The following is a 15,337-nucleotide window of genomic DNA, read 5'->3' as shown; positions in this document are numbered from 1 at the left end:
AGGCCAGCGTAAATCCGTCACACAGACGGTTGCGGTCTAAGAAGTGGGAAGCCTCGCCCGACAGGGCGGGGAGCAGTCACATTGCATGAACTGTATGAGGATAGCTTGTGATAGAATTCACAAAATTGACTTTGTATAGGATTAAGACTAAAAAATGAATGGATTAACTTACCTAATGTTGGCAATTATATCTGAAGTCATTGCGACAACAATGTTGAAAGCTTCTGATGGTTTTAGCCGATTATATCCATCTATTGTAGTCGTCATTGGTTACTGTTTTTCTTTTTGGGCACTTTCTCAAGTGGTAAAAGTTATGCCATTAGGTATTGCTTATGCTATATGGAGTGGATTAGGAATAGTTTTAGTTTCTGTTGCAGCGGTGTTTCTCTATCAACAAAAACTCGATTTACCAGCTATTGTTGGTATGACTTTAATTATTGCTGGTGTTTTAGTTATAAATCTACTTTCAAAAAGTGCTTCACATTAATAGGAATAACTGGAAGAAATTAGGGTGTCTTTGATGCAAAAGAAATTTAAAATAGCTTGTTATCTATCAATGTTAACTAGCTTTGCTTTTATTGCAGGATGCAGTAATTCAGCGCAGACACAACATCCATCTACACAAATAGTGAGTAAAAATCGGACAATACCGATAACGAGTCCTGATATTCCCTTAGAAGAGTCAGCCAAGGCTACTTGTGTCTTTTCTGGTGGCGTGCCGTCTTTAAACTATGAATTGCATGGGGGGCAGACACCAGTGTGTCAATTTGCTAATGGTAAGCGTTGTAGTGAACAAGCTTTAATTGAAGGAGCTTGTATTCCAGGTTAAAGCTTGTTTTTGGTTGAATATTTAATCGCTACGTTTCTATTATAAAAATAGCCCTTAGTTTATCGCTAAAGGCTATTTTCTTTTTTATTCTTTTGTTTTAAAAGAATTTGTTATTTGGCTTACTAATACTAATAAACCTACAACAAAATAGGCAGAGAAAATAATAAGCATCCATTGTGGCATTTCTAAAGTTAAGAATTGCCATTGGCTGACAGAACAATCACCGGTTGCTTGGAATACAGCAGGGAACCAATCTTGCAAGGCAAACCAAGAAGGCAAAGTGACAAAAAAGTCACAGGTTGCAAAAGGTGAGGGGTTCAGAATAAGTTGTGTATGCTCCCAAGAGAGTTCAATTCCTCGGTATGCAGAATAAATCCATAAAAAACCACCTGCCATACGCATAAGTGCCATTTTAGGTGCGGATGCGCCAATCAATGCAGCAACTAAGATCCCTAATACCGCGATGCGTTGATAGACGCACATTACACAAGGCATTAATTCCATTCCGTACTGAAAATACAATGCAGCACCTTCAAGACCTATTGCTGTTAATGCAAGCAATAGCCATGAAAAACGGCTTTGGGACCAGTGACGAAGAGATGTCAGCATAATAATATCCATTTAAATATTAAATAAAATAAGTGTCTATTCTGCCCAAAAATCAAGCGCAAAAAAAGTTAAAACCCGTTATTTCACAAATATTTACATTGAAGCTTGTTTTTATGAAGGAAATAGGACTTTTATCGAATAAAAGTCCTATTTATGTGGTGTAACTGTGGATCAATTGTTATGGAATAGCAACTAAACCAATGTCATAGAACCAATGTGTTGCAGGGACAAGCCAAAACTCAACGGCCAGTAAACCAAGTAATGTCATTACGATTGTATATGGCAGTGCCATTATTACCATACGACCATATGATAAACGGATGAGTGGTGATAGTGCTGATGTTAATAAGAACAGGAATGCAGCTTGACCATTTGGGGTAGCAACAGAAGGTAAATTTGTACCTGTATTAATAGCAACACCAATATGCTCATATTGTGATTGGCTAATTAATCCATCTTGCAATGCTGTTAAAGCTTCACTGATATAAACCGTACCCACAAACACGTTATCTGATATAGCAGATAATAGACCATTAAAGAGGTAAAAAAGAGACAGTTGTGAGGATTCGGAAGCTTGAAGAACAAACTGAATAATAGGGCCAAATAATTGTTGATCAATAATAACAGCAACAATAGAGAAGAAAACGGTCAATAATGCAGTGAAAGGCAAGGCCTCTTCAAATGCTTTACCAAGTGCATGTTCTTCTGTGATCCCACAAAATGCAGTGGCGAGAATAATAACAGATAAACCGATAATACCGACTTCTGCTAAATGAAGCGCTAAAGCAACAATCAACCAAATACCAATTAATGCTTGGATTATCAGTTGTGCTTTTTCTTGAGAAGTGCGTTTTTCACTGTTTTTCTTGTCGTATTCAGTGAGAACTTTACGAACTAAATCAGGTAATTCAGCACCATAACCAAAGAGCTTAAAGCGTTCAACAAAGTAGCACACAGCAAGACCAGCAAAGAAGACTGGAATAGTCACTGGTGACATTCTGATAAAGAAGGTCACGAAATCCCACTCTAAATGTTTCGCAATAATCAGGTTTTGTGGTTCACCTACCATGGTCATTACGCCACCTAACGCAGTACCGACACCAGCATGCATCATTAAGCTACGTAAAAAGGCACGGAATTGTTCTAAAGTTTGTTTTTTTTCTGCGGTATCAATAAACCCATCATTACTTAATTCTGTACCTGATTGATTAGATGCAAAATTATGATAAATAGAGTAGAAACCGAGAGAGACACTGATTACAACCGCGATAACGGTTAAAGCATCTAAAAAGGCAGATAAAAATGCACTCGCAAAGCAAAAGGCAATAGATAACATTCGTTTAGAACGAATAGATAACAGTAGTTTAGTAAAAGCAAACAGTAATAATTGCTTCATAAAATAGATACCTGCAACCATAAAGACAAGAAGCAAAATCACTTCAAGGTTGTTGGCAATTTCATGACCAATTTGTTTTGGGCTAGTCATACCAATGATGACGGCCTCAATAGCAAGTAATCCTCCGGGTTGTAATGGGTAACACTTTAGTGCCATAGATAGTGTAAAAATAAATTCTACAACTAATAGCCAGCCGGCAACAAAAGGGTCAATAAAGAAAAAAATCAGTGGGTTGATAATTAAAAAAGTAAGAATAGCAAGCTTATACCAATCAGGGGAGTTCCCCATAAAGTTCTTTAGTAGTGCTTGTCTTATACTCATGTCCATTAGGTTTCTCATCCTCCAAATAGAGATTTTTAGCGCAATGATACGCAATCTAACCATAGTACGCGCTAATCGCTGTGAAATTAAGCTCATTAGTCATAATTAATTGGCAAAACGACATCAAGTTTTATGATGCCATTCACTATTTAATGATGGTTGAGCTATATCAAAATTACGCATTCTGATATTATATTTTTCATTATTAGCAGAAAAGTCGCTTCGGAAGAAATAAAAATATGGTTATTAAGGCTCAAAGCCCCGCAGGTTTTGCGGAAGAGTATATTGTTGAAAGCATTTGGAATAATCGTTTTCCTCCTGGATCTATTCTTCCAGCGGAACGTGAGCTCTCTGAATTAATTGGCGTTACAAGAACCACATTAAGAGAAGTGTTACAACGTCTTGCTCGTGATGGTTGGTTAACTATTCAACACGGAAAGCCAACGAAGGTAAACAATTTCTGGGAAACATCAGGCCTTAATATCCTTGAAACAGTCGCTCGCCTTGATCATGATCGAGTACCACAATTAATAGACAACTTATTGGCTGTCAGAACTAATATCTCAGCTATTTTTATACGTACAGCATTTAGAAATAGTCCTGAAAAATGTATTGAAGTTTTAAATCATGAGCTTACCACTGAAAATAGTGCTGATGAGTTTAGTGAACTGGATTACAACATTTTTCGAGGATTGGCGTTTGCATCAGGTAACCCAATTTATGGTCTTATCTTAAACGGTTTAAAAGGGCTTTATACCCGTGTAGGTCGTTATTATTTCTCAAATATTCAAGCCAAAGAACTCGCGTTAGCATTTTATAAAAAACTGGCTGTATTATGTGAGCAAAAAGATGTCGAGCATGTCATGGAATGTGTCCGCCAATATGGTAAAGACAGTGGTATTATCTGGCAAAGTTTACAGTCACCATTACCGAGTGACCTAGAAGAAGTAAAACGCTAATTAAGTTTGTTGCGTTATCACAATAAAAAACCAGTATTTACATAATTTGTGATACTGGTTTTTTTATGCATTTAAAAAGCCCAATAGGTCATTTTTTTAGGCAATGCTTTAAATAGATTATTTTTAGTAAAAAGAATAACTAAATTGAGTTAATTCAAGAATTATAATCTATAATTTGAGTTATTTTTGGATTTTAATAAAACTCTTATTCTCTTTCCCTACACATAAAACTTTCTTCAATTTAAAATAATTTATTAAACAATATTTTTATAAATTATAGTAAAAATTATATCTTGTTGATTTTATGTGTTAATTCAATATTTTTTTTTGAAAATTACTTATCGAATAACAATCAAGTGTGACTTAACTCTAAAATCTATCTTTTTATTGGCCTAGATGATTATTCTATATTGGCTTTTTGTGTATGGAATATTATTCTTATGTTATATCAATGTAAATTATTGGAGTCTTGCCATGAAAGTGATCATCTTAGGTGGCGGCGTTATTGGTGTAACGAGTGCGTGGTATCTTGTGCAACAAGGCCATGAAGTTATTGTTGTTGATAGACAAAATAGTGCAGCAGAAGAGACTAGTGCTGGTAATGCAGGTCAAATATCTCCGGGGTATGCAACGCCTTGGGGAGCGCCAGGTATCCCATTAAAAGCAGTAAAATGGATGTTCCAAAAGCACGCACCATTAGCGATTAAGCCTGATGGATCTCTTTTCCAATTACGTTGGATGTGGCAAATGTTACGTAATTGTGATGCATCACATTACACCATGAATAAAAGCCGCATGGTGCGTATTGCCGAATATAGCCGTGATTGCATTCGTCAATTACGCCAAGACACTGGCATTGAATACGAAGGTCGTCAAGGTGGTACTCTGCAACTGTTTCGTGATCAAAAGCAATTTGATAATGCAGCCAATGATATTGCTGTATTAAAGCAAGAGGGAGTTGCTTATGAATTGTTAACGGCAGATCAACTAAAATTAGCCGAACCTGCACTTGAGCATGTTAGTCACAAATTGACAGGTGGTTTACGTTTACCAAATGATGAAACGGGTGATTGCCAAATTTTTACGAAAAAACTCGCTAAAATGGCAGAAGATGCTGGTGTCACATTCTTGTTTAACAAAGAAATCAAACATTTGTTATTTGATGGTGATAAAGTAGCGGGCGTTCAATGTCATGATGGGTTATTAACTGCTGATCATTATGTTGTTGCTATGGGCTCTTATTCAACAGAGTTTTTGAAAAACAAAGTCGCCATTCCAGTTTATCCCCTTAAAGGTTATTCGCTTACGATGCCGATTATTGATGCTTCAAGAGCACCAACATCCACTATTTTAGATGAAACTTATAAAATTGCGGTAACACGTTTTGATGAGCGAATTCGTGTCGGTGGAATGGCCGAGGTCGTTGGTTTTAATCTGAATATTTTAAAATCACGCTGTGAAACATTAAAAATGGTTGTACAAGATCTCTATCAAGGTGGTGGTGATATTGAGAAAGCTACATTTTGGACAGGTTTAAGGCCTATGACACCTGATGGTACACCGATTGTCGGGCCTACGGCTTATCGCAATTTATCATTAAATACCGGGCACGGCACATTAGGTTGGACAATGGCATGTGGCTCAGGGCAATTATTGGCTGATTTAATATCAGGGAATAAACCTGCTATTGCTGCTGATGATTTATCTGTATTTCGGTATATCGATGGCTTTAATACTAAATTGCTCTTACCGGGGCAAAAACTTGATGCAGCTTATTAATTGAGGAAAAACCATGTCCAGACCCACAAAAATAACCATTAACCTCGATGCATTAAGCCATAATCTGTCTGTTATTAAAGAGAGAACTAAAGGCAGCAAAGTGTGGTCTGTTGTGAAAGCAGATGCTTATGGACATGGATTATCCTGTGTTTGGCCTGCATTAAGTCATACAGATGGTTTCGCATTAATTGAGTTAGATAAAGCTATCATGTTAAGAGAGCAAGGATGGGTAGGGCCTATCCTTTTGCTGGAAGGTTTTTTTAGGCCAGAAGATGTTTATTTATTAGAGCGTTATTCTCTGACAACAGCAGTGCATTCTGATTGGCAATTTGATGCCATAGAAAATGCACAATTAGAAAAACCGATTAACATCTATCTTAAACTAAATAGTGGAATGAATCGGTTGGGTTACCGACCAGACACCTATAAGCAAGCAATTGATCGTGCAAAAAGTATTAAAAATATTGGTTCTATTATCCAAATGTCGCATTTTGCTAATGCTGATACTGGATTGAATATGAATACACAAAAGGCCACCATTAATCAGGCCATGGTAAATGATTTACCTCGGTGTTTGGCCAATTCAGCAGCAACGTTATTTGATCCTGAAACTTATCACGATTGGGTGCGTCCTGGCATTATTTTGTATGGTGTTTCGCCTTCGGGTATTTGGCAAGATATTGCTGATTTCGATTTACAACCTGTAATGACATTTAATAGTGAAATATTAGCTATTCAACAAGTCAAAAAAGGTGAGCAGATAGGTTATGGTAGCCGATATACCGCTGAGCGTGATATGCGGATTGGTGTGGTTGCCTGTGGTTATGCTGATGGTTATCCAAGACATGCACCAGATGGTACACCTGTTATTGTTAATGGGCATAAAACACAATTGGTAGGGCGTATTTCTATGGATATGCTAACTATTGATGTGACAGATTTTCCTGATGTCAATTGCGGTAGCCCAGTTGAATTATGGGGGGAAGAACTTTCTGTCGATGATGTTGCAACGGCTTGTGGCACTATTGGTTATGAATTATTGTGTGCAATAGCGCCAAGAGTTACTGTTGAAGTGATGATAAATTTACCTAATTCCACTTTTTCTGATCTAAATGAAAGTTGTTGATAATCACTAAACTAGAATAAGATTAAATTTATTTTGATTTGGTGATCCTATGAGTAACGGCATTGCATTGCGTGTGAAAGGAAAGGTTCAAGGCGTTGGTTTTCGTCCATTTGTTTGGCAATTAGCTCATCGTTTTGGTTTATTAGGGCAAGTGAGTAATGATAGTTTGGGTGTATTGGTACATTTAACGCCTTCACCTAAAAATGCGCTCTTTATAGAAGCATTAAAAGAAGAATGTCCTCCATTAGCACGCATTGAACGTATAGAAGAATCACCCTATCAATGGGAACAGCTACCTACTGATTTTATTATTGTAAAAAGCGGTGGTGGCGAAATGGATACACAAGTTGTTCCTGATGCAACAACTTGCCAAGCTTGCATTGATGAATTGTTTGATCCACAAAATCGTCGTTATCATTATCCTTTTATTAACTGCACACATTGCGGCCCTCGTTTTACTATCATCAAGAAAATGCCTTATGACAGGCCTTTTACTTCAATGTCTGAATTTCCATTCTGTCCTGAATGTAAACACGAATATGAAGATCCTTCAGATCGGCGCTTTCATGCCCAGCCTAATGCATGTCCTGTATGTGGGCCTCATATCTGGCTTGCAGATAATCAGGGTAAAGAATTAGTCACAAAAGAGGATGCATTAACTCAAGCCTGTGAAGCGTTACTTGCTGGAAAGATTGTTGCAGTTAAAGGTATTGGTGGTTTTCATTTAGTGTGTGATGCACGTAATAATGAGAGTGTTGCATTATTACGTGAACGCAAATATCGACCCGCGAAGCCATTAGCGGTGATGCTCACAGGCATTGATCAAATTAAAGCAGATGAGCATGATCCGGATTTTCTTCCAACAGCTATTCAAACATTGCAAAGTACGGCAGCCCCAATTGTATTAGTTCCTAAAACTGTTACACCTAAACTTGCGGATCTTATTGCGCCAGGATTAACTGAAATAGGTGTAATGTTGCCGGCCAATCCACTACAACATTTATTAGCGCGTGGTACGAACATTCCTCTTGTTATGACATCAGGAAATGCCTCAGGTCATACACCAGCATTAAGTAATGAAGAGGCCTTAATGCAATTGAAAGATATTGCAGATTTATTCTTAATGCATAACAGAGAAATTATACAAAGAGCTGATGATTCATTAGTTCGCATTGAGGGTAAACAGAGCGTGATGATCAGACGCTCTCGTGGTTATGTTCCTGATGCAATTTCATTACCGGAAGATTTTGGAGCACAACCCTCAGTACTTGCTATGGGCGGTGATCTCAAAAATGTATTTTGTTTATTACGTCAACATCAAGCGATTATGGGGCCTCATTTAGGCGATCTTGATGATTTAAGTGTGAGACAGCAGTTGGTAAAATCGTTGGCTCTTTTCCAACAAATTTATCGGTTTACACCTAAAGCTATAGCAATAGATGCACATCCTAACTACATCAGTCATCAGTTGGGTAAGCAGTTTGCTCAAGAACAAAATATTTCTGTTATTGAAGTCTCTCATCACCATGCACATATTGTTTCTTGCCTTGCTGAACATGGCCATACTCATCGACAAGGTGCTGTCATTGGTATTGCTCTTGATGGATTAGGTTTTGGGCAAGATGGCTCGTTATGGGGAGGGGAATGTCTGCTGGTGGACTATAAAAGCTCAGAGCGGATTGGTGGACTTCCAGCTGTTGCGATGCCCGGAGGTAATCTTGCCTCTATTCAACCTTGGCGAAACTGGTTCGCACATTTAGCTACTTTTTCTAAAGATTGGCGAGGTAGTGTGATTGCCCAAATGATACCTAACCATGATTTACAGATATTAAGTAAGGCCTTAGAACGTGGCTTAAACTCACCTAAAGCCTCTTCTTGTGGCCGTTTTTTTGATGCGGTTTCGGCATCATTAGGATTAGCGCCTAAAGAAATAAGCTGGGAAGGTGAAGCCGCCTGTTATCTACAAACTGCTGCATTAGCATGTCATAAAGAAAAACAGGCAGAAATAATTGAGCGATATGGGCATTTGATGCCTGTAAAAAATAGTGTGCTTGATTTGGGCGTTTTTTGGTCGCAATGGGAAAGTATAAAGCTTAATGTTAGTGAAAAGGCATGGCTATTTCATTATTTATTAGCTGAAAGTTTGGGCGATATTGCATTGCAATATGCAGATAAATACCAGATTGATACCGTTGTACTAACAGGAGGGGTATTAAATAATACATTACTCAAACGCCTGTTTAAGAAAAAATTAAACAATAAAAAAGTACTCGCCCCTAAGATATTACCAGCAGGAGACGGTGGTATTGCATTAGGGCAAGCACTGATTGCTACACATTTAATGCAAAACTAAAATGATTATAGGTAAAATAATAATAATTTTAGTTATTTGTGACTGAAATAGGTTTTTGGTTGCTACTTTATTAATGACAATATGGAAAATCATCGTGAGTAATAAGAAGATTATCATTTCTTTAGCTGTTATCGCAGGGCTTAGCACGCCAGCAGCATTTGCAGGAGAATGGTCAATAGGTGGTTCAGTCTTAGCGCAAGTTAAGCCTTATAAAGGGGCTAAATCAAAAGATTATTTATTGCCAGTACCTCAAGTTAATTACCAATCAGAGAATTTTTATTTTGCGACGTTAGCCGCGGGATATTACCTGTGGAATACACCCAAAGATCAACTCTCTGTTGATTTACACTATTATCCTCAGGCTTATAAACCAAGCGATAGTGACGACGAGCAAATGAAAAAACTGAATCGTCGTCGTGACACAATGATGGGTGGCTTTACTTATAAACACCATGAATCATGGGGTAGCTTAAGAGCAATCGTATCGGGTGATATGTTAGGCAAAAGTAATGGCATTATCGCTGATGCTGCTTATTTATATCCTTTCAAATTGGGTAACTGGTCTTTACAACCTGGTGCAGGTGTTGTTTGGGAAAACAAAAAGCAAAACCGTTATGCTTATGGAATTAGTCAAGCAGAATCACAACGCAGTGGTTTAGCAGAATATACGCCAAATGATAGCTGGAGACCTTATTTTGAAATCTCAGCTAACTATAAATTTGCAGAAAAATGGAATTTCTTTGCGATGGGACGTATCGACCATTTACCAAGTGAAGTGAAAGATAGCCCTATGGTGAATAAATCTGTGACTGCAATTATGTGGACTGGTGTGACTTACACATTCTAACTAGCTAAAATCTAATTAGAATTTAGTGAGATTTACAATGATAAAAAAGCTTCGATTTAAATTCGAAGCTTTTTTATTGTGTTAGATATCGGCAATAGTTTATTTTTCAGCTATATTTTTACGAACACGAACGACCAGAGATAAACGACCAGGATGAACGTTATCTGGTTTTAATGGTTGGTGAATACGAGCAGTTTCTACACAAGCCATTTTACGATAGCCACCTGTGCTCATATCTTTCATTGAACTTGCAAGCTCTGCGCCGGGATTCCAGCACACGACATCGCTATGATGGTAATGGTGAACTTCAATCGTACGATCCCAGCCGTCATCATGAATAAGATTAAAATCTTCAGGCTCAGTATACAGCCTGTCAGTGCGCCCATTAAAGCGCAATGAGGTTTCATCAGTGTAAACCTCTTTATCTGCCACTGTGTCAATGTAGTGGCTTCCTAGGCCGGTTACAGAAACATTATCAATGTCACTCACATTAAAATAAGAGTGAAGGGCAGCTGTTGCTTCATAATCACCGTAAGATTCTAATTCAACCTCACAGGTTGCTCCTAATTTAAAACGAGCAATAACAGTAAAGGGATGAGGCCAATATTTTTGTGTTTGTTGGCTCTCTTTTAATGTCATGGTGATGAGAACACCATCATCTTGTTCTGTATGTGCACTAAATTCCCAAGGAAGAATTCGCGCAAATCCATGGCTTGGTGTACCTGCTGAAGCAAACCAAGGCCAGCAAATAGGAATACCGCCACGAATGGCAACGCCAGGAGTGAAGAGAGAGGCCTCACTTACCCAAAATACAGGATGTTCTTGTGCGGGTTGCCAAGCAATTAAATGTGCGCCTTGAAGAGTGATAGCTGCGCGTACTTTAGGGTGTGAAATAACAAGGATAGGAAGCTCGCCTAATTGCCGACGACTTAAGTAAGGTGATATTTGTTCAATAATCGGCAAAGAAAAAATTTTCTCATTCATTATCTTATGACCTTATGTCACTGACTATTTCAATACAATAAACTGACTGGCTAGAAAATAAAAGAGCCACCGAAAAGGTGGCTCTAAAAGAAATCGTGACTTTCTAGACTCTAATTATTTAGAGATGTGAGAAATCAGATCCAGAACTTTGTTTGAATAACCAACTTCGTTATCGTACCAAGCAACTAATTTAACAAAGTTGTCGTTCAGAGCGATACCTGCTTTAGCATCAAATACTGAAGTCAGAACTTCGCCATTGAAGTCAGTTGAAACAACTGCATCTTCAGTGTACCCCAGAACGCCTTTCAGTTCGCCTTCAGCTGCAGCTTTGATAGCGTCACAGATTTGAGCGTAAGTTGCTGGTTTTTCCAGACGTGCAGTCAGGTCAACAACAGAAACGTTAGGAGTAGGAACACGGAAAGACATACCAGTCAGTTTGCCGTTCAGCTCAGGAATAACTTTACCTACAGCTTTAGCTGCACCAGTTGATGATGGGATGATGTTTTGAGAAGCACCACGACCACCACGCCAGTCTTTTGCAGATGGACCATCAACAGTACGTTGAGTTGCAGTTGTTGCGTGAACAGTAGTCATCAGACCTTCAACGATACCGAAGTTGTCGTTGATAACTTTAGCTAAAGGCGCTAAGCAGTTAGTAGTACAAGATGCGTTAGAAACGATGTCTTGGCCTGCGTATGATTTATGGTTTACGCCCATAACGAACATTGGAGTGCTGTCTTTTGAAGGACCAGTCAGAACAACTTTTTTCGCACCAGCTTGAATGTGTTTACGAGCAGTTTCGTCAGTTAAGAACAGACCGGTTGCTTCTGCAACAACATCAGCACCGACTTCGTTCCATTTCAGATTTGCTGGATCTTTTTCTGAAGTTACGCGGATGGTTTTACCATTAACAACGAGGTGGCCATCTTTTACTTCAACAGTACCGTTGAAACGGCCATGAGTTGAATCGTATTTCAGCATGTATGCCATGTAGTCTGCGTCTAACAGATCGTTAATACCTACGATTTCGATATCTGAACGTTCTTGAGCAGCACGGAAAACGATGCGGCCGATACGACCAAAACCATTAATACCTACTTTGATAGTCATATGTATTCCACCAGCTTTAATTTAGTGAATTAAAAAGTTGATTCTAAAGTTACCAAAACCGCGCCAATCGTCAAGCGGAATCGTGTCAATAATTGCAAAAAATCAATTAAAAAAACACTTTTCGCTTAAAGATTGGTCGTTTTAGACAAATGTTACGCTGTGTATTATCGGGATCAACGCCGATAAATGAAGTTACCTTTGCTCTGTTATGTGAAACTCATCACATTTCAAAAACTAAAGATTACTCTTAGTGATTTTAGACTATATTTTTCAGATTTGTTGTTAAATCTTTGTTATCATTCACTGTTGTTTTAAAAAGCATTTTTCTGGGCAAGAGGTCTATATGGCAGATAATGAAAAGAAAGTGAATATTTCAAGTAATAACAATCACCTTGATTTATCAACACTCAACGAAATGCAACGTTATGTGACGCAACAACAAGGTACAGAACCTCCATTTAGTGGTAAATTATTACACAATCGTGAAACAGGGATTTATCACTGTTTATGCTGTTCTGCTCCTTTGTTTTATTCAGATACCAAATTTGATGCAGGATGTGGTTGGCCTAGTTTTTATCAACCCGTTAGTGATGATGCAATTCGTTATGTTGATGATTTTTCTCATAATATGAAGAGAACAGAAATACGTTGCCAACAATGTGATGCACATTTAGGCCATGTTTTTAATGATGGTCCAGCCCCAACAGGGGAGCGTTATTGTGTTAATTCAGCATCTCTTTCATTTACGAATAGTGAAACAGGCGAAAAACAAGCAGGTTAATTTATCGAATTAACAAAATAATAACAACTGAAAAAACGATTCAGCTATTTCAAGTGATTATTTAGCTTATGGAGTAATCAATGGAAGTTAATGAACTTATTTCGATGGTAACACCAGAAATATATCAGCGTATTTCAACCGCAGTTGAACTGGGTAAATGGCCTGATGGCGTTGCATTGACTGCTGAGCAAAAAGAGCATTGTATGCAGATTGTTTTATTATGGCAGGCGAAAAATAACCATACACCTGAACATATGACAGTAGGAACTAATGGGCAAATTACCATGAAGAGCAAACAAGAATTAAAAGCTCAGTTTCAATCTGAACGTTTAGCAACGTTAACGCCAATGGATGATGACTAAAACCAGTGTTAAATGAATAGAATAGAGATAAAAAGGGGATATTTATTAACCAAGTTGGTTAATAGTATCTCCTTTTTCATTTAATGATGATAAAAAACGAAACGACTGCGAAATTATTGATTGTTACGATTAAGCCAATGCGCTGAATCAATTAATGTCGCCCCCTTTGCTTGCATCTCTTCTAGCGCTTTTTCGCTATCGTCATCTTGAATATTTACACCGCGACAACCGTCTGTAATGACTGAGACCTGATATCCTAATAATAACGCATCTAGCACTGTAAATTTGACACAGTAATCTGTAGCAATTCCTAAAATATAAAGATGTTTTATATTGAGCGTCTGTAAAAGTGTGTGTAAGCCTGTTTGATATTCATGGTCGTTATCAAAAAAAGCACTATAACTATCAATAAGGGGGTTTTGCCCTTTATAAATAATGTGATTAATTAATTCTTGGTTTAATTCAGGATGAAATGCAGCACCAGAAGAATGTTGTACACAATGAACTGGCCACCAAACTTGTGGTAATCCATTTAGTGTACCGATTTCTCCCACCGTAGTGCCTGAATTTTCAGCAAAACTAAGATGATCGGCTGGATGCCAATCTAAACTGGCGATAATAGGATTTTTAGATTGCTTGAAATTATGAATAAGTTGGTTGGCTGTTTGTATAACCATGTCGCTTTCATTAACAGCTAATGCACCACCTGTACAAAAATCATTTTGTATATCAACCAATAATAGGGCGGAATTTTTCACCAGTTTTACCTTTAGATTAAACTTAGTCGTTATCGTCTAATGTCATTTCACCGCGTAGGTTTTGTTGCATTAGTCGACAGATTTCAGTGTAATTATATTGTTGGCTAAGGAGATAATGCAGTTTAGTTAATGTTGCTTCAAATGTCATATCAAAGCCACTGATCACACCCACTTCCACTAATGCTTGACCTGTTGCATAACCTTCCATATTTACGCGGCCAGAAATACATTGTGTAAGGTTGATAACAACAATACCACGCTCTGTTGCTTCACGTAGGGTAGAAAGGAGAGCTGGGTGTGATGGGGCATTGCCGACACCATAAGAGCGCAATATTAAGGCTTTCACTGGTTGCATCAGGATATTTTTCACCACTTCATCGGAAAGACCCGGATAAATTGTGACAACACCAATAGGCTGAGGCGTAATATTATGTGTAGTAAATTTACCATTTCCTTTTGGAAAAGAATTAATTTTAAATTGTTTAATATTAATGCCAGCTTCGAGTAGCGGTGCGCTATTCGGCGATGCAAAGGCATTAAAACCATCAGCATGTGCTTTTACTGTGCGGTTTCCGCGATACAGCGTGTTATTGAAGAAGAGTGCTACTTCATTAATGGGATGATGTGCAGCGAGATAAAGCGCATTTAATAGGTTTGTTTGTCCGTCAGATCGTAAGGCTTCTAAAGGAATTTGAGAGCCAGTAACGATAATTGGCTTGCTAAGATCCTCAAACATAAAAGAGAGTGCTGATGCGGTAAATGCCATGGTATCAGTGCCATGAAGAATAACGAATCCATCATAGTTGTGATAATTTTCATTTATATCATCAGCGATAGATTGCCAATCTTCTGGTGTGATATTTGAAGAATCAATTAAAGGAAGGTGCTCTTTGATTGTAAAATCAGGCATTTCCTCACGGTGGAATTCTGGCATTTTAGCTAATTGGCGTTGTAAATGTCCTGATACAGGAATATAGCCATGTTCAGAATGTTGCATACCAATAGTACCGCCAGTATAAACAACGTAGATTGATTTCTTTTGCATCAGACAAAGCACTCTTATTAAGCTGTGAGAAATACCTGATTATAGGGAGTTTGCAGAATAAAAAAAGGAAAGGATGCT

The 15,337-nt window shown here is 38.0% G+C and carries 15 protein-coding genes; 9 read left to right on the top strand and 6 right to left on the bottom strand.

The window, feature by feature from the left end:
• Positions 1–154 precede the first annotated feature (154 nt).
• Positions 155–487 carry an SMR family transporter gene (locus tag DK858_RS12530; RefSeq protein WP_006532970.1) on the top strand — a complete coding sequence of 111 codons (333 nt, stop codon included), beginning with the start codon at positions 155–157 and terminating at the stop codon, positions 485–487.
• A gap of 69 nt (positions 488–556) precedes the next feature.
• On the top strand, positions 557–829 hold the full coding sequence (locus tag DK858_RS12525) for a putative hemolysin (RefSeq protein ID WP_369961330.1): 273 nt from the start codon (positions 557–559) through the stop codon (positions 827–829).
• An 84-nt stretch (positions 830–913) separates the two neighbouring features.
• On the opposite strand, the gene dsbB is transcribed toward DK858_RS12525, so the two are convergent.
• Together dsbB and nhaB are read right to left on the bottom strand one after the other, a co-directional pair.
• A complete protein-coding gene (gene dsbB, locus DK858_RS12520) occupies positions 914–1,438 on the bottom strand; it encodes a disulfide bond formation protein DsbB (protein WP_109397688.1) in 525 nt (174 codons plus the stop codon).
• Between the two features lie 178 nt (positions 1,439–1,616).
• A complete protein-coding gene (gene nhaB / locus DK858_RS12515; RefSeq protein ID WP_109397687.1) occupies positions 1,617–3,161 on the bottom strand; it encodes a sodium/proton antiporter NhaB in 1,545 nt (514 codons plus the stop codon).
• Positions 3,162–3,394: 233 nt separating this feature from the next.
• Between nhaB and fadR the strand changes: the two genes are divergently transcribed.
• The 5 genes from fadR (at position 3,395) to DK858_RS12490 (ending at position 10,219) form a co-directional block, all read left to right on the top strand.
• On the top strand, positions 3,395–4,114 hold the full coding sequence (gene fadR, locus DK858_RS12510; protein ID WP_072064116.1) for a fatty acid metabolism transcriptional regulator FadR: 720 nt from the start codon (positions 3,395–3,397) through the stop codon (positions 4,112–4,114).
• A 474-nt stretch (positions 4,115–4,588) separates the two neighbouring features.
• Entirely contained in the window at positions 4,589–5,893 is a 1,305-nt protein-coding gene (locus DK858_RS12505; RefSeq protein WP_109397686.1) for a D-amino acid dehydrogenase, read from the top strand.
• 13 nt (positions 5,894–5,906) lie between these two features.
• A complete protein-coding gene (gene alr / locus DK858_RS12500) occupies positions 5,907–7,019 on the top strand; it encodes an alanine racemase (protein ID WP_109397685.1) in 1,113 nt (370 codons plus the stop codon).
• Between the two features lie 49 nt (positions 7,020–7,068).
• On the top strand, positions 7,069–9,372 hold the full coding sequence (gene hypF, locus DK858_RS12495; protein ID WP_109397684.1) for a carbamoyltransferase HypF: 2,304 nt from the start codon (positions 7,069–7,071) through the stop codon (positions 9,370–9,372).
• A 94-nt stretch (positions 9,373–9,466) separates the two neighbouring features.
• Positions 9,467–10,219 (top strand): MipA/OmpV family protein, encoded by a 753-nt coding sequence (locus DK858_RS12490; protein WP_109397683.1) that lies wholly within the window; start codon positions 9,467–9,469, stop codon positions 10,217–10,219.
• 99 nt (positions 10,220–10,318) lie between these two features.
• On the opposite strand, the gene DK858_RS12485 is transcribed toward DK858_RS12490, so the two are convergent.
• Positions 10,319–11,203 (bottom strand): D-hexose-6-phosphate mutarotase, encoded by an 885-nt coding sequence (locus DK858_RS12485; RefSeq protein WP_109397682.1) that lies wholly within the window; start codon positions 11,201–11,203, stop codon positions 10,319–10,321.
• Positions 11,204–11,317: 114 nt separating this feature from the next.
• Complete coding sequence (gene gapA / locus DK858_RS12480) at positions 11,318–12,313, bottom strand: glyceraldehyde-3-phosphate dehydrogenase (protein WP_072064109.1); 996 nt, start codon at positions 12,311–12,313, stop codon at positions 11,318–11,320.
• 343 nt (positions 12,314–12,656) lie between these two features.
• Here gapA and msrB point away from each other — a divergent pair, with 343 nt between their 5' ends.
• The gene (msrB, locus tag DK858_RS12470; protein WP_109397681.1) at positions 12,657–13,094 is read left to right on the top strand and encodes a peptide-methionine (R)-S-oxide reductase MsrB; all 438 of its coding nucleotides are present in this window, start codon (positions 12,657–12,659) and stop codon (positions 13,092–13,094) included.
• Positions 13,095–13,174: 80 nt separating this feature from the next.
• A complete protein-coding gene (locus tag DK858_RS12465; protein ID WP_109397680.1) occupies positions 13,175–13,456 on the top strand; it encodes a YeaC family protein in 282 nt (93 codons plus the stop codon).
• Positions 13,457–13,569: 113 nt separating this feature from the next.
• Here the strand turns inward: DK858_RS12465 and pncA are convergent, their stop codons facing one another.
• Positions 13,570–14,214, bottom strand: a complete 645-nt coding sequence (gene pncA, locus DK858_RS12460) for a bifunctional nicotinamidase/pyrazinamidase (RefSeq protein WP_109397679.1) — start codon at positions 14,212–14,214, stop codon at positions 13,570–13,572.
• 22 nt (positions 14,215–14,236) lie between these two features.
• Positions 14,237–15,259, bottom strand: a complete 1,023-nt coding sequence (gene ansA / locus DK858_RS12455; RefSeq protein ID WP_109397678.1) for an asparaginase — start codon at positions 15,257–15,259, stop codon at positions 14,237–14,239.
• Positions 15,260–15,337: the final 78 nt, after the last annotated feature.

This window comes from Proteus faecis (genome assembly GCF_003144395.1).
Taxonomy (GTDB): domain Bacteria; phylum Pseudomonadota; class Gammaproteobacteria; order Enterobacterales; family Enterobacteriaceae; genus Proteus; species Proteus faecis.
The sequence above is the reverse complement of the archived record's forward strand: the minus strand, read 5'-3'. Positions and strand labels throughout refer to the sequence as shown.